The following is a 21035-nucleotide window of genomic DNA, read 5'->3' as shown; positions in this document are numbered from 1 at the left end:
AGCCGTACTTTGAATATGGAAAGTCAAATTGGATTTGTTTTGAAAGTATTTTTACTCTCTGCTGTCATTTCAGTCTTGATTAAATATGCAGGTATTTTTCTCCCTATTCCTGCAACGGCAACAAATGCCTTGATTCTAGTCTTGTTGCCAACAGTGCTAATGGCGATCGCCTTGTTGTGGCGATTCCAAGCACAGAAGCAAAGTTAACTGACACTCACTAGGCAAAACTTGCTAGAATCAACTAGCCTAGCCGCATCTCAAATAGACAGTAATTTCTTAACTGCCAGGAGTTAGAGAGTGAATCTAGGTCAATGGATGGGCTTAATTGCCCTACTTGTTTCTCTGTATATTTTATGGCAAATTAAGGAAGTACTATTACTTATATTTGCCGCAATCGTATTAGCAACTACCTTAAATCGACTCGCTCGAAGATTTCAACGTTCGGGAATCAGGCGTGGATTCGCTGTAACCCTGTCAGTAAGCATCTTTATAGCTGGTATAGTCGGTTTTTTCTGGTTGATCGTGCCGCCTTTTGCCGTTCAGTTTCAAGAACTCACTTATCGGGTTCCTCAAGGCATAGAGCGCTTTAATGCTTGGCTTTACCAACTGAGAGCAGCCCTTCCCAGTCAGATCACTCCCTATATTCCTGATATTAATAGCTTGACCCAACAAGCACAGCCGTTTATCAATCGTGTTGTAGGCAGTTCCTTCGCCTTTGTTTCCGGCTCTTTGGAAGTAGTTCTGAAAACATTGCTAGTGCTAGTTTTAACAGGGATGTTCTTAGCCGATCCGCAGGCTTATCGCAGGCTATTCGTGCGGATGTTTCCCTCTTTTTATCGGCGGCGGGTAGATGGAATTTTGGATAAATGTGAAGTTTCCTTGGAGGGATGGATCACAGGCGCTTTCATAGCTATGTGCGTAGTTGCAATGATGAGCGTGATTGGCTTAACAGCTTTGCGCGTTCGTGCTGCGCTGGCTTTAGGAGTTTTAGCAGGATTTTTGAACTTAATTCCCAATCTAGGCCCGACACTCAGTGTCATTCCCGCAATGGCGATCGCACTTTTGGATAATCCTTGGAAATCCCTTGGTGTATTGGGTATCTACTTTATCATTCAGCAAGCAGAGAGCAATTTCATCACTCCCATAGTGATGGCGCATCAAGTATCACTGCTACCAGCCGTGACATTAATTTGCCAGTTATTTTTTGTCAGTTTCTTTGGCTTTTTAGGCTTGTTTCTCGCCCTACCCCTAACTGTTGTCGCTAAAATTTGGATTGAAGAAGTTTTAGTTAAAGATGTCTTAGATGAATGGGGTAGCAAGCCTAAAAAAGAAACTGAATTTGTAATTGTTTCTGATAATTTAAAAGACGAATCTGGGTCACAAACGCAAGGTTTAACCGCAAAAATTATCAAAAATCCTGACGAACAGACCAGTATTGATGATGATTAGTTGTTTGTTGTTTTTGGAAGTAAGACCTCACCCACTGATGCAGAGAGTGCTACAAGCCGTGGAAAGATTAGGTTTTCACTTGCATAAAGTGGATTGTGAATATGCTCACCATTTTGGCGGTCATTATCCATTTGTACAGGAGTTCGAGTTTAAACCTACAGGAAATTACAGAAATTATTTGGATGAGTTAGAAATCATTTTCCGTTTAAACCCAGATGAATTAGAGGTGTTGCTTGAGCTTGATAAACGGGCGCGTGGCTTTGGAGGGTGGTTAGATGAAGCTTTTGATCTAGATGAGCGCTATGCACGCTTTTATCTGACACAATCAGATTTAGATGAGATTAATGTAGAAGCGATGATTGATGACATCATTCACAGTCATATCCATTAATTGTTCTAATTTTTATTAATAGCTTGTCGCAGTCATTACTGCTCAAAAATCGCTATTAAATAAGGATGTTGGTAGTATGAGCGACTCCAATTTTTCAGATGCTTTGCGATGGACAGCACCAGCCAAGGCAAAGTTGCAGAATATTCCCTTCTTTGTCCGCGCCCAAGCCAAAGCCCGAATTGAGCAGTTGGCGCGTCAAGCAGAACAAGATGTGGTTACAGCAGAATTGGTTGAACAAGCTAGGCTTGAGTTTGGGCAGTAATTCTATCAGGAGTCATATCTATGACAGTCGCCACCAACCGTGCCGATCGCGTTTTACTTTACAACATTAGCTGGGAACAGTTTGAAAATCTCCTCAAAGATTTGGGAGAACATCGCGCTGCACGAGTTGCCTATGATGACGGAACTTTGGAAATTATGACTCCTCTACCCGAACATGAATATTACAAAGAAGTAATTAGCATCGCGGTACAGGATATTGCTGAGGAAATAGAACTGAATTACGAAAGTTTGGGTTCCACCACTTGGAAACGAGAAAGCCGAATGGCGGGGGTAGAACCAGATAACTGCTTTTATTTTCAAAACGTAGACGCGATTCGAGGTAGGCTGGATTTAGACTTGAGGCGAGATCCACCGCCTGATTTGGCACTGGAAATTGATATTACTAGCAAATCTTTAAATCGCTTCCCTATTTATGCGTGTTTAGGAATACCGGAATTGTGGTGTTATGATTCCGGTGAATTCAAAATTTACCACCTCCAAGGCAGTGAATACATAGAGGTAGAAAAAAGTTTAGTGTTTCCAAATTTACCAATTAGGGAACTGCCAAAACTGATTGAACAACATCGAGCAGCTGGCAGGTTGGCAATTCGGCGGGCGGTGCGGCAGTGGGTGAGGGAAATAACGAGAGGGATTTAGTTACCCCATTCTAAAGTGATTTCCAGATTAGCTGTACTAGCGTCTTTAACGAGTAAAGGTGTGAGTTTTCCTGATTCTATACCAATATCTATACCAAACTTCACACTGGCCTTATCTGGCTTAATTTTTTGTACTGTTTCTGCAATTTCCTTGGAAAGAATTTCAATTGCAGCGGTTACTTCGCGAAAAGGTCGAGTCTGAAAATTGATTTTGCGATCGCCAATCAGTGCGGCTTCAACTCTGATATTTGTACCATCACTAAGTTCTACAGAAATAATTTTGCTCTGGAGTTCCATTGTGTTTGACTGGATTGCTCTACCGTTATGGCATGTAACTACATGTAACAAATATAACTCATAATTCCGAACAAGCCTGGGGTAGTAAAAGTTGGGAAGGGGTAAGCCTTCGTCGGGGTAAAGGGAAAAGGTTAAGGGGCAAAGGGATTTTATCCTTTCCCCTTTACCCTTTAACCTAGCCGCAGGCTTTACCCTCCTACATTCATCGCCGCTAAAAAAGCCTTTTGACTCACATCTTTGTAAACCGTATCCAAATACTTCATTACCACATCAGCAGCAGTTAAGCTTGCTAGATTTTCCTCTTCTTTGGCGAGAGGAATTGACCCCAAAACATCTAAAACTGTCTCGTTAGTTGATGGTGCAATCACCACTAAGGAAGACTCTAGTGGCTCATTGTATTGCCAGAAAGAATCTATATTTAAAGAATATTGTTTCTGAGAAGATGACTCTTGAACTTCTGGTGTTGTAGTTTCATTGATTTCAACATTAGCACTACGTAATTGCCGCAAATTGCTAATAATTTGCTCTTTGGTACGTCCTCGTAATTGAAATAGTACAAAAGGGTCTTCACTGAAGCGATCGCCTAACTGATAATAAACTGCTGCAATATGTTTGCAAGGATTAGCTTTATCAGGACAAGAACATCTGCTGTGAACGTCAGACAAAGTAAAAGGAAACAGTGAAAGACCACTGGCAGTAAAAACTTCTTCTATATTTTGCGGCATTTCTCCTGCTAATAGCTTGGCAGCGAAAATTGCTTTTTTGGACATTGTTTCCACTATATAACCCCACTCTTCATCACTAAATGAATCTAGAGAAAGGGAAACTTTATAGGGTTCTGATTCGCTACCCTGTACCCTAGCTAATACCTTTGCACCTTGAAACTCAATGCTCAGAACATTACCTTGACGCGCATAATTTCTACCGCGTTCCAAACGTTTTTTAAAACGGTAAGAATCTAATAATTCTAACCAACGTTGTGACCACCATTCTCGACTGGCTTGAAGGGTGTAATTCGTCATAATTTTCCTCTCTAATTTGTAATTAATGCACAGAACCTCACCCCCCCAACCCCCTCTCCGCAAGCAGAGAGGGGGAGAATTTAATTCCCCTCTCGCGTGTACGGGGAGGGGTGAGGTTCACTCTGCATCTTCTTCTTCAATTACTGCACTACGATCTAGTAGTAGTAAGTTGCGGAGTTGGTTTGTATCCAGTTCAGTGAGCCATTCTTCACCCGCACCGACAACTTGCTCAGCTAGTTGTTTCTTACTTTCAATCATGTCATGAATTTTCTCTTCTAAAGTGCCAGTGCAAACAAATTTATGTACTTGCACGTTGCGGGTTTGACCAATACGAAATACTCGGTCTGTGGCTTGGTTTTCTACTGCTGGATTCCACCAACGGTCGAAGTGAAAGACGTGATTTGCGCGTGTTAAATTTAGTCCCACACCTCCAGCTTTCAAGGACAAAATCATAATTGGCGGGCCTTGGGGATCGTGTTGGAAACGATCTATCATTTCCTCACGTTGTTTTTTGCTGGTACTGCCGTATAAAAACAATATTTCTCGTTCTAGCTGTTGTTCTAAATAGGGTTTCAGCAGTTTACCCCACTCAGCAAATTGAGTGAAAATTAAAGCGCGATCGCCCTCTGATAACATCTCTTCCAACATTTCTTGCAACCGCAATAGCTTTCCAGATAGACGCGGTTCTAAAAGAGTAGCTTTTTTCAAATATTGGGCTGGGTGATTGCAGATTTGTTTTAGCTTCACAAGTAAAGCTAAAATCATTCCTCGACGCTGCATTCCCTCAGATGTTTCAATTTCAGCTAGTGACTCTTCTACCACTTGTTGATACAGTTCTGCTTGTTCAGGACTAAGACCGCAAAAGACGTTCATTTCCTGCTTTTCTGGTAAGTCTTGAATAATTTCGCGGTCAGTTTTTAAGCGACGCAAGATAAATGGTTGCACCAAAGAACGCAATTGGCCTAATGAAGCAGCATCACCGTACTTCTCAATCGGCATGGCAAATCTTCGCTGAAAGAATTGCTTGTTTCCTAAATACCCAGGATTGAGAAAATCTAAAATAGACCAGAGTTCTTGCAGCCTATTTTCTACTGGTGTTCCAGTCAAGGCAATGCGATATGTTGATTCTAGCTGTCGCACTGCTTGGGACTGCTTCGCCTCAGCATTTTTAATATTTTGCGCTTCATCCAAAACAATTCCTTGCCAAGAAACCCCCTGCAATGACTTTAAATCTCTATGAATCAGCGCATAACTAGTGATGACTAAATCATGCTTGTTTGCTACTTCTACAAATGCCTTACCTTTGGAGCGTTTGTCACCGTGGTATTGCAAAACTTTCAGCGTCGGCCCAAATTTTTTGACTTCCCGTTCCCAGTTTCCTAAAACTGAAGTTGGGCAAACTAAAAGTGTTGGTTTTTCTAATGCATCCTGTTCTTTCAGGTGTAGTAAGAAGGCAATGAATTGGATCGTTTTTCCCAGTCCCATATCGTCCGCAAGGCACGCACCCAAGCCCCAACGTTCGAGGAAGGTCAACCAAGCTACGCCACGCTGTTGATATGGTCGCAATTCTCCTCGGAAACTGGCGGGTGTGGGTAGGGGTTCGATTGCTTTGTTATTCGTCAAGTTAGTAATTAACTCTTGCAATGCCCCTGAAGCTTCAAAACTGACCACTGGCAATTTCTCAATTGTCTGAGTGTCCCCCGTACTCAGGCGCAAAGCATCTTCTAAAGAAAGGGCCATTTGGTCTTTGCGAGAAGCAAAAAAAGCTTGTGCTGTTTTGATGTCTTGGGGTCGCAATTCCACCCACTCACCGTTAATTTCGACAAGTGGACTATTCAGGGCTACGAGTCTGTCAAACTCTTGTTTGGAAAGAGTTTGTCCGCCAATTGCCAATTGCCACTGAAAATTCAACAAACTTTGCAAACCCAGACGTCCCTGCTTTTTGTTCGGTGTTTGGGCAGTAATTTTCAAACCTAAGCGGTTCGCCCATCCTTCACGGTTTGCCAAACTGGGAGGCAAAACTACACCCAAACCATTATCCTCAAACCGCCACTTCACCGACTTGATAAACTCGTAAGCCTGGATGGGGTTGAGGCGACAAGATTGGGGGTATGAGGTTTCCAAGCTGGGTACAATGATTGGATATAACCGCGAAGCTAAACCCAAACCACGTAAAAACGTCTCTTGCGGCTGTTTGATTGTGCGTTCTCGATAAACTAAGCTTTCGACTGGATGCTGCCATATTGTTTCTGCATCCACTAAAAATTCTGGATCGTCTGGTGCCTGGAGGAAATAGGCTAAAGTCCAATCAGTTTCTCCTGACTCCGGCGGATGTAGGACAAAACAGGTACGAAACAGGTTTTTCCCTGCCAGTTGGTATTGCAGGGGCATTTTCCAAGCTTTTAATGCCGCTTCCAATCGTTCCAAACCAATTGCTTCGGCGTTGAATGCGCCTGATGCAGCTGTTAAAGAATGCAACCATTGCCGCACTGCCGATGGTAGAGATGCCATTAGCCTTGTTTCTAGAATCGCTTGGGAACCCACCATCACCCGAACTTGGGCATCGATAGTATGGTTGAGAAATCCCAGCAGAAATTCTTGCGGTTCCAGTGGCAAGTCTAAATAAAGAGGAGAGTGAGGAGTGAGGAATTCCCCATTGCCCCTTGCCCCTTGCCCATTGCCCAGTTGATACGTCCGACACGCCAAGGGCATCAGTTGCGAAAATTTTTCTAGGCGCGTGCCGTCCAAAGCACTGTCTAGAAGTGCTTGCCATTTGGTGAAGCTTGAACCATCTGTTTGCCTTTCAAGAGTAGGTAAAAATTTACACCGTGCAATTAAATCCAAACTCCAACGAGCAATTTGCGACCAAAAGCGTAAATCTCCTCCGATAAAACCATCTTCGCCATTGGCAACACTCAAGGGTAGAGAAGTAAGAAATTTTACTGTGTCCTTGGGAGTGAGACAAAAACCCTCGACTCGCCACGGATATAAGTATTGTGAAAATGGTTTTTCTGAACCTAATATTGCCGAATGTACGGGAGAAATTGATGCTGTTCCCTCTTGTTCGCTGACTGAAAAATAAGTGGGTAAAGCAATAATTTGTGAGTGCGTTGGCAAACTGACATCGGCAGCATTTGCAGCTTTGCGCGATCGCCCTTTTTGTATAGACGTTACCTGCAACGTCTGCTGTATCGATTCGGGAATTGTCAGATTATGAGAATGCAGCCACTCGCTTAATTCAGTCGGTGCGATCGCATAAGGGTGAAGTGGCACTTCTGTCAATGCACTTGGATCAATGTTCGCCCCAAGAGTTCGCCAAGTCTCTCCCCAAATAAAAAAACAGCTACCCTGATTTCCTAGTAACCAACTACCGTGTAAAATTGCCATTTGCCAATTACTCAGATATTCGCAAAACTAAAGCCTTGAATTTGCTTATTTTCTACTTTTGGTCATTCCTTAATTTCCAAATTTTCAAGAATTATTATTAATAATATTTAAATATAATTACTTACTAGTAAATAATCTTAATAAAGATTAGCAAAAATGCAATTACCCCTTTATAAAATCTTAAAAAATGGCATAAAAGTAGAATTAGATTATATGCATAAAAAAGAACAGGAGGAAGTGAGGGAATTACTAAATATGACGATCGCAGAAGGTAACACTTATCCCCAAAAGCAACCCCTCTCTCCATCAGAATTTGCAGCTTACTGGTTGAATCACCAAGCTTTTGTGGTCAGGAGTTTTGGTGAGTCTACCACACAAGCACCAAACGAAATATTGGGAGCGTTTTGGTTTTGTAGAGACGCAAAATTTTGCGTCTCTACATTATTCCAGGTCGGTGTAGCCATATATGCAATGCTGGTTTTATTGTACAACCGCAAAAGCGAGGTCTGGGGATTGGAAGGTTCATGGGAGAGGCAATGCTTTTAATTGCTGCTAGTCTGGGCTACGAGGCGGTGATGTTTAATTTGGTGTTTAGTACTAATATAGCTTCTATACGACTGTGGCAATCATTGGGCTTTCAGACAATTGGGCGGATTCCGGGTGCAGTGAAACTAGATACACAACAAGTGATAGACGCGTTGATGATGTATCGACAACTACGATAAACAACTTGTTTATCATTGTGATATGTTACTCAAGCCAGCATTAGTTCATAAATGTTAGGATTGCCACAGAGAGAGAAAAGCGTGCATAGAAGGAAAAAAAACTGAATGGGAGAATTTGAGAAGTCAATATCCTTTGACGGACGGGATATTCGACTGAAGGTGGGTCTACTAGCACCCCAGGCTGGTGGATCGGTGTTGATACAATCTGGGGATACGGCGGTTCTAGTCACAGCTACGCGATCGGCAGCCAGAGAAGGCGTCGATTTTCTGCCCCTCACTGTAGATTACGAAGAAAGACTGTACGCAGCAGGCAGGATTCCTGGAGGATTATTGCGGCGGGAAGGCCGTCCGCCAGAAAGAGCAATTCTGACTAGTCGTCTTATTGACCGTCCTTTGCGTCCTTTGTTCCCGTCTTGGTTGCGGGATGATCTGCAAGTTGTGGCACTAACCCTTTCTATGGATGAGTTAGTACCACCAGATGTATTGGCAGTTACTGGTGCTTCTATTGCCACTCTCCTTGCGAAGATTCCGTTCCATGGACCAATGGCAGCAGTGCGAGTTGGTTTAGTGGGTGATGATTTTATTATTAACCCCACTTACGCGGAAATTGAAGCCGGAGACCTAGATTTGGTGGTAGCAGGTTCACCGGATGGTGTGATTATGGTGGAGGCAGGAGCCAATCAACTGCCCGAACGAGATATTATTGAAGCGATTGAATTTGGCTATGAAGCTGTGCAGGATTTAATCAAAGCGCAGCAAGATTTAATCGCAGAATTGGGTTTAGAAATTGTCCACGAACCACCACCAGAGGTGGACTCGTCACTGGAAAACTTTATCAGCGATCGCGCTACTGATGAAATTAAGAAAATCCTGTCGCAATTTGATTTGGATAAAAATCAGCGGGATAGTGCTTTAGATGCAGTTAAAGAAACAATTGTCGCCGCGATCGCCGAACTGCCAGAAGAAGACCCAATCCGAGTTGCCACCACTGCCGATCGCAAAGCACTTGACAACACTTTCAAAGAAATTACTAAAAAGTTAATGCGCCGTCAAATCATCGAAGATGACGTACGAGTTGATGGCCGCAAACTAGATGAAGTCCGCCCTGTCTCTTGTCTAGTTAATTTGTTGCCCAAGCGCGTTCACGGTAGCGGTTTATTTAACCGGGGGCTAACCCAGGTATTATCTGCTTGTACTCTCGGCACACCGGGAGATGTGCAAACCTTAAACGATGATTTGCAACAAGACCAACAAAAACGCTACATGCACCATTATAATTTCCCGCCATTCTCCGTTGGGGAAACCAAACCCCTGCGGGCACCAGGACGCCGGGAAATTGGTCACGGAGCGCTGGCGGAAAGAGCGATATTACCCGTGCTACCACCAAAAGAGGAATTCCCTTACGTAATTCGGATTGTATCGGAAGTACTTTCTTCCAATGGTTCCACCTCGATGGGTTCAGTGTGTGGTTCTACACTAGCTTTGATGGATGCTGGTGTACCCATTGCCAAACCCGTCAGCGGTGCAGCTATGGGTCTGATTAAAGAAGGCGACCAAGTCCGAGTTCTGACAGACATTCAGGGCATCGAAGACTTTTTGGGTGACATGGACTTTAAAGTTGCAGGGACAGATACGGGAATTACTGCCTTGCAAATGGATATGAAAATCAGCGGTTTGTCCTTAGACATTATCTCTCAAGCAGTCCACCAAGCCAGAGCAGCACGTTTGCATATTCTGGAGAAAATGCTCCAGACAATTGACCAACCGCGTACAGAGATGTCAGCCTATGCGCCACGTCTTTTAAGCATCAGGATTGACCCAGACATGATTGGTCTGGTGATTGGGCCTGGAGGTAAGACAATCAAGGGTATCACTGAAGAGACTGGTGCTAAAATTGACATTGATGACGACGGTACGGTGACGATTTCTGCTGTGGATGAAAATAAAGCTAAGAAAGCTAAAAATATCATCCAAGGCATGACGCGCAAGCTTAATGAAGGTGATGTCTACGTAGGTCGCGTGACCAGAATTATACCGATTGGTGCGTTTGTAGAGTTTTTGCCAGGCAAAGAAGGCATGATCCATATTTCTCAATTAGCTGACTATCGTGTCGGCAAAGTTGAGGATGAAGTTGCTGTCGGTGATGAAGTAATTGTGAAAGTGCGTGAAATTGATAACAAGGGTCGAATTAATCTGACGCGCTTGGGTATTCACCCAGATCAAGCAGCTGCGGCGCGAGAAGCAGCGGTAAATCGATAAATCAATAAATTGATCAATTAATTATGGATTGAGAATGAGTCTCAAATCCATAATTGTGACAGCGATCGCTCCTCCATCATGCGATCGCTTTGTCGTTATTTGTTGGTTGTTAGTGGTTATGAATCAAATTAACAGGGTTGCAATTATTGGTGGAACCCACGGGAATGAGTTTACAGGAGCATACCTGATGAAAAAGTTTGAGCAATTTCCCGACTTAATTAAACGACCCAGTTTTGAAACACTGACATTGTTGGGTAATCCTAAAGCTTTTGCAGAATGCAAGCGTTACTGAATTTAAAGTGTTCTTGCCAGCAGTAGAAGCAACGGCAATGCCGCTAATAGAAGACCTCGAACTGCTTAAAGGAAACGGAGAATTAGTTCTAGTTGTAGATGACGAAGCCAAAATTCTGGAGACGACCAAAATCTCACTAGAAACTTACAACTATAGAGTGATTACAGCCAGGGATGGAATTGAGGCGATCGCACTATATGCCCAACATCAAGATGAAATTAGCGAGGAGATAAAGAGGACACGGTGACGCGGGGACACGGGAACGCGGAGAGTATTGTTGATAGGTTCTCCGCGTCGCCGCGTCTCCCACTCCCCCTTTTCCCCCTTATCCCCAGAGGGAACCCCGAGTTCCCTCTGTCTCCCCTTCCTTCCTTGAGGGATATCGATACTAGGGCTTAAATGTAGAGGGTTTAGGCTTGTGCATAACACCTTTGACTTCAGAACTTCTCACTTGAAAGCCCTTTCAAGGTGTAATGTATTTTTCTTGGTGTCTTAGTGCCTTGGTGGTTCAAAAGTCAATTTTTTCACCACAAAGACACTAAGACACAAAGGTGAAAAGCTCAAAATTCGGGAAATTTTTTGAGGATTTTTACTCACCTTGAAAGGGCTAGTCCTAATTCACATCAGGCGTAAGATAGCAAAAATGTTGAGCGATCGCTATAATTTGCTTTCACTGGTGAGGTCTCTAACTGAGAACAGGTGGGAGTATTTCAATGCTAAATCCAAAATCTCCAATCCAAAATTCCAAATCCAACCAAAAAAGATACAAACTCCTAAGTTTATTCATAGGATTCCCTTCTGCCTTCTTTTTGATATCTGCTTTAGTTTCCCGTCCTGTTTTGAGTGCAGAACGGCTCACCCTCTCCTACGGTCTTGTAAGGCGCTCCATTCCCATAGCTTCTCTGGAAATTTACGCAATAACAGGTAAAATCGATGATGAATTAGCTACATATTTTAAGTATGCTCCCAAGGAGCGACTCCCGCAAATTAGAGAGGCATTGCTGACTCCCATTCCTTTGAATGCCGTGCAAGTTTCGCAGTTTCTCTACACCCCAATTGGCGAAAGATTGCTAGAAGATTTAGCAGAAGTCGTTCAGGGAGAAACTCGCTCTACTGGTTTGTATGGAATTCGTGCGGCACTAATTTTAGCAGCGGCTGACCCTGAAGGCTTTACTCTATTGAATATACTACACAAATTTCCCTCAAGGGATATTTCGATTAATTTAGTCCGCGCCCTACAAATTGCCAACTCTTTCCAGAATTTCGTAGATCAAACTCAGGATGCGATCGCCCTGATTAACAAGCAAGCCCAACAAGAAGCTATCACCAATCCTGCGGATCTAATCTCCTTTAGCCGAATAAACTTGCTACTACCGGGAACCTATCAATGGCAAAAGCAAACTATTACGCTAGAAGATCGATCGCGCGATCGCAGATTTCCCGTCGATATTTACCTACCACAAGCTTCTATTCCTAAACCTGTAGTTGTCATCTCCCACGGACTCGGTTCTGATCGAACAAGTTTTGCTTACCTAGCTGAACGTCTAGCTTCCTATGGCTTTGTCGTTGCTGTTCCCGAACATCCTGGTAGCAATGCCCAACAGTTGCAAGCATTATTGTCAGGTAGATCCGCTGAAATCACAAGCCCGAGAGAGTTCATTGACCGACCTTTGGATATTAAGTATTTATTGGATGAACTTAGCCGCCAGTCCCAATCTAATCCAGGTTGGAAAGGGCGTATGAATTTGGAACAAGTAGGCGTAGTGGGACAATCCTTTGGAGGGTACACAGCTTTAGCATTAGCAGGCGCACCGATTAATTTTCAGGAACTACAAAATAACTGTCCACCCCTACAAGACACACTTAATGTTTCGCTCTTGCTACAGTGTTTGACTGTAGAATTAGCAGAGTCTAATAAATATAATCTATCTGACCCGCGAATAAAAGCGGCGATCGCTATTAACCCAGTGATCAGTACTGTTTTGGGAAAAGACAGTCTCAGTCAAATTAAAATCCCAGTGATGATTGTGAGTAGCAGCGCCGATACAGCTGCTCCGGCTTTACCAGAACAGATTCTACCGTTTACCTGGCTAACAACACCAAACAAATATTTAGTATTAGTTAATGGCGGTACGCACTTTTCGATGATTGCCCAATCACCCAATGATGCTTTGCCATTACCAGAACAGGTGATTGGCCCTTATCCTGCTTTAGCACAACGCTATGTCAATGTTTTAGGCGTTGCCTTTTTCCAAACCTACGTCGCCAATCAGCCAGGTTATCTCCCCTACCTGAGTGCAAATTACACTAGTATCATCAGTCAACCACCATTGCCGATATCATTAGTGCGAGCGATCGACTTTAACAATGATTGATACTACTCAAACACAGGGGGCCATAACTCAGAAATTGCAATTTCCCAGCCAGGAAACAACTCAGGGATAGTTAACTTGTCCTCACTTGCTAGCATTTCCATTTCACCATTTGGACGATACACACTCACAGTTAGCTCATCTGGGTTTATCAATATTCCAACCTGTGCTCCTAATTGCAAAAATAGTAACCTCTACAGAGTCTGATTGCGATCTTATCTTTAATAGCTAAGCATACAATTTTGTCAAAATAGGATATGTCATCGCATAAGCATTAATATCCAACAAAAACTATCCAATATCTTAAATTTAAAATTCAAACTATATGAATCGTCCTATCTATCTCGATAATCACGCCACCACACCTGTAGATGAACGGGTACTGGCAGCCATGCTACCCTACTTCAGCGAACACTTTGGCAATCCAGCCAGCATCAATCATGTTTACGGTTGGGAAGCAGAAGCAGCTGTGAAGAAGTCCCGAGAAATTTTAGCTGAAGCTATCAACGCCACGCCAGAAGAAATTGTTTTTACTAGCGGTGCAACAGAAGCCAATAATTTAGCGATCAAAGGAGTAGCCGAAGCCTATTTTCAAAAAGGGCAACATATTATTACTGTTGCCACCGAACACAGCGCCGTACTCGATCCTTGCAAATATCTGCAAACTCTCGGTTTTGAAATTACGATTCTCCCTGTTCAAAAAGATGGACTGATTGATTTAACCGAGTTGGAAAAAGCCTTTCGTCCTGACACAATTCTAGTTTCGGTGATGGCTGCGAATAATGAAATTGGTGTGTTGCAGCCATTGGCAGAAATTGGCGCTATCTGCCGAGAGCGTGATGTAATTTTTCACACTGATGCTGCCCAGGCGATCGCCAAAATTCCTCTAGATGTACAGGCAATGCAAATTGACCTGATGTCGCTCACAGCACATAAAGTTTACGGCCCCAAGGGTATCGGGGCGTTATACGTTCGTCGCCGCAACCCAAGAGTACAACTAGCGCCTCAGCAGCATGGCGGTGGCCACGAACGGGGGATGCGTTCTGGCACTTTGTATACACCGCAAATCGTCGGATTTGGGAAAGCAGTGGAGATAGCTTTACAAGCACAAGCCACAGAAAATCAACGTCTCACCCAACTCCGGCAAAGATTGTGGGAGGTACTTTCCCAATTAGAGGGAATTCATCTCAACGGACATCCCACCCAGCGACTAGCCGGAAATTTGAATATCAGCATTGAGGGAGTGGATGGAGCCGCATTACTGTTAGGATTGCAACCAGTGATGGCAGTCTCTTCTGGTTCGGCTTGTTCCTCAGCAACTACCGCACCTTCCCATGTTCTGACAGCACTGGGACATTCAGAACAGTTGGCTTATGCATCAGTGCGGTTTGGCATTGGCAGGTTTAATACTGCTGAAGAGATTGAACGAGTAGCACAGCATACAATGGCTACGGTTCAAAGTTTAAGAAAGCAAAAGACATTGGTTTGAGTGAAGATAATTTTTCTCTTTGTGTCTTGGTGTCTTAGTGGTAAAAAAAAGTTTGTTAACCACCAAGACACCAAGACACCAAGCAAAATCCTGTTTTTGTGACTGCTGCTTAACTTTGTGTCAATTTTTCAATCAGTTGCAGCAGATGTTTCTCTAACTTTCCTAATGCTTCTGATGCAGAGGTTTTATCAATGTCGTGAATTAGCCAGTATTCCACCCTATCTAGCCATTTAGGAAAACGTTCTAGAATCAAAGGTCGATGTTCTAACTCATCTAATGCAATTACCAGATCTACTGTGTGGAAATCTTCCTCTAGAACCTGTTGGGGAAAACGTTCGTTCTCTAGTAATGTCATTCCTCGCTGTTGCAAAGCTTCTATTGCATACTGAGAAATTGCCCCTATATTATCTATACCCCTCTCCAGGGCCAGACCGCGGGAAACAGCCTGCCATTCTAACCCCTGCTTCGCAGCCATCCAGTTAAACAGGTGTTCGGCGAAACGGCTGCGATAATAGTTGCCCGTACACAGGAATAAGATTTTTTTCATTGTGAGTTTACTTAGCTGCTTTGCTTGACTGCTGCTAGCACAATTTCTATTGCTCTTTCTTTTTGCGGATCTGCACCTTGAGCATATTCTAATGGCAAGGAAATGCTGAGATCTGGTGTAACGCCTTTACCTTCCAATCTTTGGTTTCCATTCACAAATACATCTGCAACTGCCACATAGAGCAAGCTACCATCTTGCATAAAAAAAGGACGACCGGCAACCACAGCCCCCGCTGTCTTGGAACCAATTACGGGGCCGATTTTGTGTTGCTGGAAGCCATAAGCATAAATTTCTTTGCTGCTTCTGCTGCCCTCATTGATCAGCATCGCCACTGGCTTTTTCCATTGAGCCATATACGTATATTTTTTACCATTGCGAGAAACACTGGTAACACTTGGCCCTGCTTCAGCAGTGAAGAGATTGAGAGAATCAACATCTCCCCCTCCCCAACCATCTCGGAAGTCCAAAACTAATCCATCTGCATCTTTGAGGCGTCCATAAATCATTTCTTCCTGAAGCTGCTGTTCGTCTTCGTTGGCTGCGTGTGACCAGATATGAATGTAGCCAATTTTTTTACCTTCCCGTTGTATGTTCTGGACGCTGGCTTTTTGAGCCTCTATAAACATGGTTTTGGCGTCGAAGTTTTTGGGGGCGATCGCAATTTCTTTTTGACTATTAGGTTCAGATGAACGCTGAATCAGTAGTTTGACTTTGTCACGTGCTTTGCCTGCAAAAGATTGTACAGGCTGATACGGGCGACCATCTACACTGAGTATTTGGTCGCCCATTTGTAGACCAGCTTCCGCAGCCGGACTTTTGTCAAGAATCGAACTGACAAAGGTCTTGCCGTTGATGGTTTTAGTGAATGCACCGATGCCAGTGTATTCTATTTTGCCTTTGGGAAAAAACTTTGTGATTTCCTTTTGTAACTCCCTGCTCCTGGGTACAAAAATGCCCAAAATCTGGTAGTAAGCTGGGTCATCTTGGGTGTAAAAGCGGGTGTGAGAAGTTTTCAATTCAGCCAGCATTTGGTTAATGGCGATCGCAAATTCTTCAGTTGATTTGCTTTGCGTTGCTTGGGATTGATACTTTTCGCGCATTGCTTTCCAATCCACCCCGTTGAACTTGGGGTCGTAAAAATTCTCATTTACAGTTTGCCAAACTTGTTCAAATATTTTAGTCTCGGGTTTAGCCAGTATCTTAGGTAGGGGAGTTGTCAACCAAATCAGGAGCAAAACTGAGCAACTCATCAGCATTACCGCAGCGAACCTAAGTAACTGAGACAGTTTAGGTTTTCTCATTGTCGTCTCCTTTTGCGTCGAGGCGCAGCGGCTTGTCACAAGAAATTGCTGATGAAAATCCTTTGCTTTTAGTTCCCAACTTGCTAGGCAAATTCAAACAGCCGCAGATTCAAACAATTCTTCTGATAGTTTTCCTTCACTTACTTTCGTGACGGAACCTGTCATTAAAGATGATTTTCACCTACAAGTTTAAATTACAAAAAATGTATAAATATTACAAACTAATTCTATTGATTGCAAACAGTTAGCTCGTTCCTAAATAATTACACTCAATAGACAATAAGATTTCCATTTTTGCTAAAAACTGTAACAAAATTTCTCGGCTTTCAACACCACATTTGAAAGTGAGGACATAACATAATCATGCAATCCGACCGTAAGAACAAGGTCAAATATCCCTGGTGGGCTGGTAATGCACGCCTTACGAACCTATCGGGTACATTTCTTACTGCTCATATTGCTCATGCTGCGCTGATAGTTTTTTGGGCTGGGGCATTTACGCTATTTGAACTTGCTCGCTATTCGAGCGATCGCCCTATGTACGAGCAGGGACTGATCCTACTACCTCACCTAGCTACTTTAGGTTTGGGTGTCGGCTCAGGTGGTCAGGTGATAAATACCTATCCCTATTTCGTCATTGGCATGGTACACCTCATCTCATCGTTAGTGTTAGCAGGAGGTGCACTGTTTCATCACTTTAGAATTGCTCCAAACCTGGAAGATGATCCCAGACGTGCAGTTCGTCAATTTCACTTTAGCTGGGATGATCCGAAGAAGTTAGGTTTCATCTTAGGGAATCACCTCATCTTTTTAGGTCTAGGTGCATTGCTTTTAGTGGCAAAAGCCATGTACTTTGGTGGTCTTTACGATGCCACAATTCATGAAGTTCGTTTAGTTAGCGATCCTACCCTTGACCCTCTGACTATTGTTGACCGCATAACTCATTTATTTGAGGTTAACAACTTAGAAGATGTGGTTGGTGGTCATATCTACGTGGGTGTACTCCTGATTCTCGGAGGAATCTGGCATATTTTACGTGAGCCGTTTGGCTGGGCCAAAGAGTTTACCATTTCCACTGGTGGTAACGGCATTCTTTCTTTGTCTCTATTTGGTATTGCCCTAGCAGGATTTGCCGCTACTTACTTTTGCGGATTCAATACCTTGGCTTATCCTGTTGAATTCTACGGGCCACCATTACTACTCAAGTCATCTCTATTACCCTACTACTTCGATCCAACCCAATCTGAACCTACGTCTCGTGTCTGGTTGGCAAACGCCCATTTTTACCTAGCGTTCTTTTTCCTCCAAGGGTCTATTTGGCACTTTTGCCTAGGTTCTGGCTATTTTGAGCCAGTCTTAGAATCTTGGAAAAATGCTTTTTCAGAAGCCTTTCCCAATCCAAATTTGCCATACCAGAAAAACTTCAGTTACGAGCCACAGCCAGAGTGGGGTACGCTCTACGAACTGCCGAGGATTGAACAAAAGCCAGCTTTTGCGTACCAACAACCGTCCAACAACACAATCTATCAGTCTTCTGTGGGTGCAGGAAACTCAGCAAAAGCTGACTTAAAAGCAAACCGAAAGGTTCTCTACGAGTTTAGCTACCCAAATAATGGGCAGAATCCCTTCTATGAGGTTCCGACTGTTGAGAATAAGTCACAGCTTGGATACCCACAGCCGATGCAGAAAAACCTTTACGAGATTGCTTACCAAAAACCTACTCAAAAAACCTTGTATGGGGTTAAGAAATCAAGGCAATACCAGTAGGGAAAATTCTGCTGGTTAAGGAAATTGTAGAGAATTATTGAGAAAATACTTCATGCAGATACTTGTCTACATGAAGTATTTTTTGTATTCCTATCAATTTATCATTGGAGATTTTGAACTTGCGATCGCAAAGCTGATTTTTTTGTTTAATAGTATAAATTCACGCAAGAAGTCAAGAGTACAGTTATTAAACATCCGACTTGCATATCTAATCGCTATGCAAGTTAAATGAGTAATAGCTAACTCTTGACTTCTTAAACCTTAGAAAGGCAACTATCTTTAATTCAAACCATTACAGATGTGGTCTAAATACTTTCCTACCTCTTCACCAGCTTGAGTGCCAACTAGGCGAGCAGTTACTTCCTTCATTGCTTGAACTGCTTGTACGGTGCGATCGATGGGAACACCTAGAGAATTGTAGGTGTCCTTTAGACCATCAAGCACTCGCTCGTCGAGCACTGAAGGATCGTCAGCCAGCATGGCATAGGTGGCATAACGCAGGAACAAGGTTAAGTCACGCAGACATGCTGCATAACGACGGGTGGGGTACATGTTGCCACCAGGACAAGTGATATCGCCGTAAAGCAAGGAATTAGCTACTGCTTGGCTAACAATGTTAGCAGCATTTTCACTAATAGTCGCAGCAGCCTTAACGCGCAACCCACCTGATTGGAAATATTGTCCCAACTTTTCTAGCTCCGCAGGCTCCAGGTATTTGCCTCGCAGGTCGGCAGGGTTAATGATAGAGGTAATCGTGTCTTGCATCGTTTTTTCTCAAACTAAAAGGTATTAAGCTTGCAGTCAAAAACGGTCAATTATTAAGAATTACTTCACTAGTAGGGTGGAAGCAACCAAACTAGTACATCGCCCGAATCAAGTAGTCGAAATAAGGCCCAACAATAGCAGCCTCTTCTCCACTCATCATGCCTGAAGCTACTTCTTTGAGACAGCGCATACAAGTGCCTATGTTCTTAACTGGAACGCCCAAGGAGGTGTACATTTCTCGCATCCCATCTACGCCAATATCTTCCAAGGGTTTTGTATTACCAGCTAAAACTGCATAGGAAATCAGACGCAGATACCAGCTTTGGTCTCTTTGGCACAGTGCTGTCTTTTGAGGATTGCCACTATTACTAGGCGTATTAGGTACAATCTTCCAAAATCTTTGGCTGCCTTCTTCCACAATCTTTTGCTCATTTTGTGCCAAAACCTGAGCTATTCTCAGTCTTTGCGAACCTGATTTGAAAAAGTTATCTAATTTATCTAGCTCAGTGCGACTAAGAAAGCGAGCGGCATCATCAGATTGAGCTATTACTTGCGCTACAATGCTCATTTATTGTCCTCCTTAATGACAGGACTCAATTTGCGATGTACAAAGTAATTTTCTAACTTTTATGTTTTAAAAGTCATTGATATTTTTCACAATTTAATATTAAAAATAAAAACTTAATAAATAAGAAATTTCTTGCTTATATATAGACTAAAATTTATTGTTTACACAGAAACTATACAGTGTTAGAAAAATGACATTTAGTGGTTGTTCAACCTGACAGTTTCTGTGAATATCCGATATGTTTTGACCCAGTAATTAATATTTATTGAGTATAAATAAACTAACATAATGGAACTGCGACACCTACGATACTTTGTGACGTTGGCTGAAGAGTTGCACTTTGGACGGGCGGCGGAACGCTTGCATATTGCCCAGCCTCCCCTCAGTCAACAAATCCAGCAGTTAGAAACGGAGTTGGGCTTTCAACTGTTTCATCGCACGAAAAGGACTGTGCAGTTAACAGAAGCTGGGCAAATATTTCTAGGCGAAGTTCAACAAATTCTCAGACAATTGGAACAAGCAGTCCAAGCAGGACGACAAGCTAGCCGGGGTTTGAGGGGGCAAGTTGTGATTGGCTTTGTCAGTTCTGCGGCGTACAATGTTTTGCCAACGATCTTGCGGACATTCCGTACTTGCATACCAGATGTGAATCTAGAATTGCACGAACTGACTACAGATCAGCAATTACAATGGCTGCGAGATGGGCGAATTGATGTGGGGTTTCTCCGTCCGCCAGTGGAGGAAGACACTTTTTGCTGGGAGATCATCTTTCATGAATCATTGGTGGTAGCTTTACCTGAAGTTCATCCACTGGCGAATCAATCTAGTGTGTCGCTGTCTTCGCTAAAGAATGAACTTTTCATTTTGTTTCCTCGTCCTTTAGCCCCTGGACTTTACGACTCAATCATCAGTTTTTGTCAGCAAGCGAATTTTAGTCCAACTGTTGCCCAAGAGGCAATTCAGATGCAGACAATTGTCAGTCTTGTGGCAGCAGAAATGGGAGTGGCGATCGTACCGGAGTCTCTGCAACATTTACAAAGGACTGGTGTAGTTTATAAACCTATGCAAGAACTAACACCAAAGGTGACGCTGGCTATGATTTGGCGACGCGAGAATACGTCTGCAACTGTGCAACGGTTTTTGGAGGTAGTTAGAGAAGTAGCCGTTTCTTGGCAAGGATGAGACAAGAGTTAACTAGGGAATGGTATCTAGCAAAAATTAAATCCCGGTGCTACATGGATAGCTCCAAGTTTAGGATATGATACTTAACACACTTTTTAGCTGCAACTATGTCAACTCTGACTATAGAAGCCCTATGCTTTGAAGCAGCCCAATTTTCAGCTGTTGAATCTCGACATCCAGAACCCTTGGAACTAGCCAAAATTGCTCTAACTGTGGTGAGGTTGTCAAAAAATCTCTGAGTAGAGACGTAGCATGCTACGTCTCTACTTCATTGTGGACATACTCAGAATAGAGACGCTAACGCT

At 43.2% G+C, this 21035-nt stretch carries 17 protein-coding genes and 5 pseudogenes; 14 read left to right on the top strand and 8 right to left on the bottom strand.

Translation table 11 applies throughout. The annotated features are described in order from the left end of the window. The first annotated feature begins 15 nt into the window (after nt 1–15). The 5 genes from HXY43_RS18475 (at nt 16) to HXY43_RS18455 (ending at nt 2758) form a co-directional block, all read left to right on the top strand. Nucleotides 16–207 (top strand): hypothetical protein, encoded by a 192-nt coding sequence (locus tag HXY43_RS18475; RefSeq protein WP_026735189.1) that lies wholly within the window; start codon nt 16–18, stop codon nt 205–207. Nucleotides 208–297: 90 nt separating this feature from the next. Further along, a complete protein-coding gene (locus HXY43_RS18470; RefSeq protein WP_290885810.1) occupies nt 298–1449 on the top strand; it encodes an AI-2E family transporter in 1152 nt (383 codons plus the stop codon). After that, nucleotides 1439–1840, top strand: coding sequence for a sporulation protein (locus tag HXY43_RS18465; RefSeq protein WP_290885807.1), 402 nt, complete (start codon nt 1439–1441; stop codon nt 1838–1840). The genes HXY43_RS18470 and HXY43_RS18465 overlap by 11 nt, the downstream gene beginning before the upstream one ends. 76 nt (nt 1841–1916) lie before the next feature. Then, entirely contained in the window at nt 1917–2102 is a 186-nt protein-coding gene (locus HXY43_RS18460) for a PCP reductase family protein (RefSeq protein ID WP_290885804.1), read from the top strand. A gap of 20 nt (nt 2103–2122) precedes the next feature. Next, on the top strand, nt 2123–2758 hold the full coding sequence (locus HXY43_RS18455) for a Uma2 family endonuclease (RefSeq protein WP_290885801.1): 636 nt from the start codon (nt 2123–2125) through the stop codon (nt 2756–2758). Here HXY43_RS18455 and HXY43_RS18450 read toward each other — a convergent pair. From HXY43_RS18450 to HXY43_RS18440, 3 genes are all read right to left on the bottom strand, one after another. Continuing rightward, nucleotides 2755–3054, bottom strand: coding sequence for a CU044_2847 family protein (locus tag HXY43_RS18450; protein ID WP_290885798.1), 300 nt, complete (start codon nt 3052–3054; stop codon nt 2755–2757). The two genes, HXY43_RS18455 and HXY43_RS18450, sit on opposite strands and share 4 nt — an antisense overlap. Before the next feature lie 188 nt (nt 3055–3242). After that, nucleotides 3243–4076: an SWIM zinc finger family protein gene (locus tag HXY43_RS18445; RefSeq protein WP_290885795.1), complete on the bottom strand. Its 834-nt coding sequence runs from the start codon at nt 4074–4076 to the stop codon at nt 3243–3245. Nucleotides 4077–4193: 117 nt separating this feature from the next. Then, nucleotides 4194–7463: a DEAD/DEAH box helicase gene (locus HXY43_RS18440; RefSeq protein WP_290885791.1), complete on the bottom strand. Its 3270-nt coding sequence runs from the start codon at nt 7461–7463 to the stop codon at nt 4194–4196. 156 nt (nt 7464–7619) lie between these two features. Here HXY43_RS18440 and HXY43_RS18435 point away from each other — a divergent pair. From HXY43_RS18435 to HXY43_RS18415, 5 genes and pseudogenes are all read left to right on the top strand, one after another. Continuing rightward, nucleotides 7620–8188: pseudogene (locus HXY43_RS18435) on the top strand (N-acetyltransferase family protein). Between the two features lie 105 nt (nt 8189–8293). Then, on the top strand, nt 8294–10447 hold the full coding sequence (locus HXY43_RS18430; protein ID WP_290885788.1) for a polyribonucleotide nucleotidyltransferase: 2154 nt from the start codon (nt 8294–8296) through the stop codon (nt 10445–10447). Nucleotides 10448–10565: 118 nt separating this feature from the next. After that, a pseudogene (locus HXY43_RS18425) lies at nt 10566–10736 on the top strand (succinylglutamate desuccinylase/aspartoacylase family protein); the annotation flags it as partial. Next, nucleotides 10735–10962: pseudogene (locus tag HXY43_RS18420) on the top strand (hybrid sensor histidine kinase/response regulator); the annotation flags it as partial. The pseudogenes HXY43_RS18425 and HXY43_RS18420, both read left to right, overlap by 2 nt. A 490-nt stretch (nt 10963–11452) precedes the next feature. Next, on the top strand, nt 11453–13114 hold the full coding sequence (locus HXY43_RS18415) for an alpha/beta hydrolase (RefSeq protein ID WP_290885785.1): 1662 nt from the start codon (nt 11453–11455) through the stop codon (nt 13112–13114). A 2-nt stretch (nt 13115–13116) separates the two neighbouring features. On the opposite strand, the pseudogene HXY43_RS18410 reads toward HXY43_RS18415, so the two are convergent. Continuing rightward, nucleotides 13117–13339, bottom strand: a pseudogene (locus HXY43_RS18410) (Uma2 family endonuclease); the annotation flags it as partial. A gap of 97 nt (nt 13340–13436) precedes the next feature. Here HXY43_RS18410 and HXY43_RS18405 point away from each other — a divergent pair. Next, entirely contained in the window at nt 13437–14600 is a 1164-nt protein-coding gene (locus HXY43_RS18405) for an IscS subfamily cysteine desulfurase (RefSeq protein ID WP_290885782.1), read from the top strand. A 109-nt stretch (nt 14601–14709) separates the two neighbouring features. Here the strand turns inward: HXY43_RS18405 and HXY43_RS18400 are convergent, their stop codons facing one another. Both HXY43_RS18400 and HXY43_RS18395 read right to left on the bottom strand, forming a co-directional pair. After that, entirely contained in the window at nt 14710–15147 is a 438-nt protein-coding gene (locus tag HXY43_RS18400) for a low molecular weight phosphatase family protein (RefSeq protein ID WP_290885778.1), read from the bottom strand. Nucleotides 15148–15158: 11 nt separating this feature from the next. Further along, nucleotides 15159–16448 carry a S41 family peptidase gene (locus HXY43_RS18395; protein ID WP_290885776.1) on the bottom strand — a complete coding sequence of 430 codons (1290 nt, stop codon included), beginning with the start codon at nt 16446–16448 and terminating at the stop codon, nt 15159–15161. Between the two features lie 363 nt (nt 16449–16811). Here HXY43_RS18395 and HXY43_RS18390 point away from each other — a divergent pair, with 363 nt between their 5' ends. After that, nucleotides 16812–18215 carry a chlorophyll a/b binding light-harvesting protein gene (locus HXY43_RS18390; RefSeq protein ID WP_290885774.1) on the top strand — a complete coding sequence of 468 codons (1404 nt, stop codon included), beginning with the start codon at nt 16812–16814 and terminating at the stop codon, nt 18213–18215. A gap of 279 nt (nt 18216–18494) precedes the next feature. On the opposite strand, the gene HXY43_RS18385 is transcribed toward HXY43_RS18390, so the two are convergent. Then, nucleotides 18495–18980 carry an allophycocyanin subunit beta gene (locus HXY43_RS18385; RefSeq protein ID WP_026735771.1) on the bottom strand — a complete coding sequence of 162 codons (486 nt, stop codon included), beginning with the start codon at nt 18978–18980 and terminating at the stop codon, nt 18495–18497. A gap of 91 nt (nt 18981–19071) precedes the next feature. Beyond that, the gene (apcD, locus tag HXY43_RS18380; protein WP_026735770.1) at nt 19072–19548 is read right to left on the bottom strand and encodes an allophycocyanin subunit alpha-B; all 477 of its coding nucleotides are present in this window, start codon (nt 19546–19548) and stop codon (nt 19072–19074) included. Nucleotides 19549–19836: 288 nt separating this feature from the next. Here apcD and HXY43_RS18375 point away from each other — a divergent pair, with 288 nt between their 5' ends. Further along, nucleotides 19837–20730, top strand: a complete 894-nt coding sequence (locus HXY43_RS18375) for a LysR family transcriptional regulator (protein WP_290885768.1) — start codon at nt 19837–19839, stop codon at nt 20728–20730. Between the two features lie 190 nt (nt 20731–20920). Then, nucleotides 20921–21035 (top strand): annotated as a pseudogene (locus HXY43_RS18370) (zinc ribbon domain-containing protein); the annotation flags it as partial.

The organism is Fischerella sp., from assembly GCF_013388695.1.
Lineage (GTDB): Bacteria > Cyanobacteriota > Cyanobacteriia > Cyanobacteriales > Nostocaceae > PCC9605.
The sequence above is the reverse complement of the archived record's forward strand: the minus strand, read 5'-3'. Positions and strand labels throughout refer to the sequence as shown.

Coding starts and splice junctions, on each gene's coding strand:
- HXY43_RS18475 (WP_026735189.1), top strand. CDS start 16: ATGGAAAGTCAAATTGGATTTGTTTTGAAAGTATTTTTACTCTCTGCT.
- HXY43_RS18465 (WP_290885807.1), top strand. CDS start 1,439: ATGATGATTAGTTGTTTGTTGTTTTTGGAAGTAAGACCTCACCCACTG.
- HXY43_RS18460 (WP_290885804.1), top strand. CDS start 1,917: ATGAGCGACTCCAATTTTTCAGATGCTTTGCGATGGACAGCACCAGCC.
- HXY43_RS18455 (WP_290885801.1), top strand. CDS start 2,123: ATGACAGTCGCCACCAACCGTGCCGATCGCGTTTTACTTTACAACATT.
- HXY43_RS18450 (WP_290885798.1), bottom strand. CDS start 3,054: ATGGAACTCCAGAGCAAAATTATTTCTGTAGAACTTAGTGATGGTACA.
- HXY43_RS18445 (WP_290885795.1), bottom strand. CDS start 4,076: ATGACGAATTACACCCTTCAAGCCAGTCGAGAATGGTGGTCACAACGT.
- HXY43_RS18440 (WP_290885791.1), bottom strand. CDS start 7,463: ATGGCAATTTTACACGGTAGTTGGTTACTAGGAAATCAGGGTAGCTGT.
- HXY43_RS18430 (WP_290885788.1), top strand. CDS start 8,294: ATGGGAGAATTTGAGAAGTCAATATCCTTTGACGGACGGGATATTCGA.
- HXY43_RS18415 (WP_290885785.1), top strand. CDS start 11,453: ATGCTAAATCCAAAATCTCCAATCCAAAATTCCAAATCCAACCAAAAA.
- HXY43_RS18405 (WP_290885782.1), top strand. CDS start 13,437: ATGAATCGTCCTATCTATCTCGATAATCACGCCACCACACCTGTAGAT.
- HXY43_RS18400 (WP_290885778.1), bottom strand. CDS start 15,147: ATGAAAAAAATCTTATTCCTGTGTACGGGCAACTATTATCGCAGCCGT.
- HXY43_RS18395 (WP_290885776.1), bottom strand. CDS start 16,448: ATGAGAAAACCTAAACTGTCTCAGTTACTTAGGTTCGCTGCGGTAATG.
- HXY43_RS18390 (WP_290885774.1), top strand. CDS start 16,812: ATGCAATCCGACCGTAAGAACAAGGTCAAATATCCCTGGTGGGCTGGT.
- HXY43_RS18385 (WP_026735771.1), bottom strand. CDS start 18,980: ATGCAAGACACGATTACCTCTATCATTAACCCTGCCGACCTGCGAGGC.
- apcD (WP_026735770.1), bottom strand. CDS start 19,548: ATGAGCATTGTAGCGCAAGTAATAGCTCAATCTGATGATGCCGCTCGC.
- HXY43_RS18375 (WP_290885768.1), top strand. CDS start 19,837: ATGGAACTGCGACACCTACGATACTTTGTGACGTTGGCTGAAGAGTTG.